Source organism: Achromobacter sp. RW408, from assembly GCF_003184165.1.
Lineage (GTDB): Bacteria > Pseudomonadota > Gammaproteobacteria > Burkholderiales > Burkholderiaceae_B > Achromobacter > Achromobacter xylosoxidans.
Genome location: NZ_QHHO01000005.1, coordinates 1 through 1673, shown reverse-complemented (window position 1 = coordinate 1673; position 1673 = coordinate 1). Strand labels below are relative to the sequence as shown.

Genomic DNA, 1673 nt, shown 5'->3' with positions numbered 1-1673 from the left:
GAAGCCCAATAGTCGTCATTCACGACGCCCGTGACGAAGAAACTGTCTTCGTGGCTGCACCTGTGGCAAGGTGGAATGCCGCTCAGGTAAAGACCGACCTTCCAATGGTGCGTGTTTGCCCACGCCCGTACTGAAGCATGGCCCCGGGTGACGTCACCGACATTGGTGAGCACACGCTTAGCGCGTGCATCCCGTTTGAGAGAGTGAGTACAACGACGTACCCATGCCTGGCGGCATTCCGTTAGCGATGATGGAGCAAGCCATGTCACCTCGCAAGTCCGATGCAACCCTAAGCCTGGCCCATCCCGATGCCGCGGGCATCGACATCGGGTCGGCCAGCCACTTCGTCGCCGTGCCTCATGACCGCGACGACCAACCTGTCCGCGAGTTCAAGAGCTTTACGGCCGATTTGTATCGCCTAGCGCAATGGCTCAAGGACTGCGGCGTTACCGCCGTGGCCATGGAGTCCACCGGCGTTTACTGGATCCCGCTTTACGAGCTGCTCGATAGCCAGGGTTTCAACGTTTACCTAGTCAACGCCCGTCACGTGAAGAACGTCTCGGGCCGCAAGTCCGATGTCCTGGACTGCCAGTGGCTGCAACAGCTCATGAGCTATGGCCTGTTGGCCGGCGCCTTCCGTCCCTCTGACGAGATTTGCGTCTTGCGCGAGTTCTCGCGCCAGCGCGAGATGCTGCTTGCCTCGCAGGTGCGCCACGTGCAGCACATGCAGAAGGCACTTGCCCAGATGAACATTCAGCTCACGCAAGTGCTGTCGGACGTGGTCGGGGTCACCGGTCAGGCCATCATCCGCGCCATCGTCGGCGGCGAGCGCGACCCGCATGCACTGGCCCGCCTGAAGAAGCGCCAGGTCAAGGCCAGCGAGGACGATATCGCTGCCGCGCTGCAAGGCAACTGGCGTCACGAGCACTTGTTCGCGCTGCGGCAAGCGCTGGCCCTGTACGACACCTATCAACAACTGCTCAACGATTGCGATCAGCACATCCAAGCCGAACTGCACAAACTGCACCGCCATGACGGCGATCCGGGCAAGTCGCAGCGCCGCTGGCCCAAAAAGGCCATGGCCTTCGATCTGCGCACGCATCTATTTGCCATGTGCGGCGTGGACCTGACCCGCATCAACGGCATCGACGAGATGACTGCCTTTACCGTCCTGGCCGAGGTCGGTCCGGACATGAACCGCTTCCCTTCGGCCAAGCACTTCGCTTCGTGGTTAGGCTTGTGCCCGGGCACACGCATCTCCGGAGGCAAGGTTCTGAACGGCGCCACCAAACGCTCACCCAACCGCGCCGCACAGGCCCTGCGTCTGGCGGCCATGGCGCTACGTCACAGCCAGTCCGCTTTAGGCGCCTACTACCGAAGGCTGTGCGCTCGCCTGGACAAGCGGCGCGCCATCACCGCAGCCGCGCACAAACTGGCTCGACTGATTTACACCCTACTGACCAAAGGGTCCGAATACGTCGACCAAGGTGAGCTGTACTACGAAGAACGCCACCGCCAACGCGTCCTGCATCACCTGACAAAACGTGCAGAAACCATGGGCTACAGCTTGGTGCCGTTAACCGCCTAAGGAGAAGCCAACGAGGTATCAATGACTTAAGTGGAGTTTCTTGAGAGGCAGCCGCCGGCAGGCGGCAACGAGGATGACGAAGGGG

The 1673-nt window shown here is 61.2% G+C and carries 1 protein-coding gene; it reads left to right on the top strand.

All coding sequences use genetic code 11. From position 1 onward, the window contains the following. The first annotated feature begins 250 nt into the window (after nucleotides 1-250). Entirely contained in the window at nucleotides 251-1588 is a 1338-nt protein-coding gene (locus tag DK459_RS01440) for an IS110 family transposase (protein ID WP_370445582.1), read from the top strand. Nucleotides 1589-1673 lie beyond the last annotated feature (85 nt).